At 31.1% G+C, this 489-nt stretch carries 1 pseudogene; it reads left to right on the top strand.

From position 1 onward, the window contains the following. A pseudogene (locus ELQ07_RS08170) lies at nt 1–484 on the top strand (ShlB/FhaC/HecB family hemolysin secretion/activation protein); the annotation flags it as partial. Nucleotides 485–489 lie beyond the last annotated feature (5 nt).

Below are 489 nucleotides of genomic sequence, written 5' to 3'. Positions count from 1 at the left end.
AGGTATAGGAACAAGCAAAGTAGGTGGAGCAGAATTTGGAAAATTTGCTAAACTCAATGTCAATCTTAACAATGCTTATTTCTTTAATGATACCTTTACTCATCTTTTTAGTTTAAATTATCAACAAGTTATCAATGGATCTACATTAGATAGTAGTGAAACCATATCTTTAGGAGGTCCTTATGGAGTAAGGGCTTACAATAATGGAGATGGAGAAGGAGATAATGCTGTAGTGGCTAGCTTTGGACTTAGAATGGCTACTCCTTTAAAAGATTTTTATATCACTCCTTTTTATGATATAGGTTATTCTTGGTATGAGAATGATTCTTATACAAACTATATGGATGCTTATGGTTTACAACTGCTTTATAATAAAACAGGGAATTTTTATGTTAAGCTTGATTTAGCTAGAGCTTTAAAGAAGTATAAACTAGATGATGATTATAGTTCTAAAGCTTATGTGAGCTTTGGGAAGTATTTTTGAGTTTT

The organism is Campylobacter sp. US55 (assembly GCF_004378955.1).
Taxonomy (GTDB): Bacteria; Campylobacterota; Campylobacteria; order Campylobacterales; family Campylobacteraceae; genus Campylobacter_D; species Campylobacter_D jejuni.
This window is presented reverse-complemented; position numbering and strand designations above follow the sequence as displayed.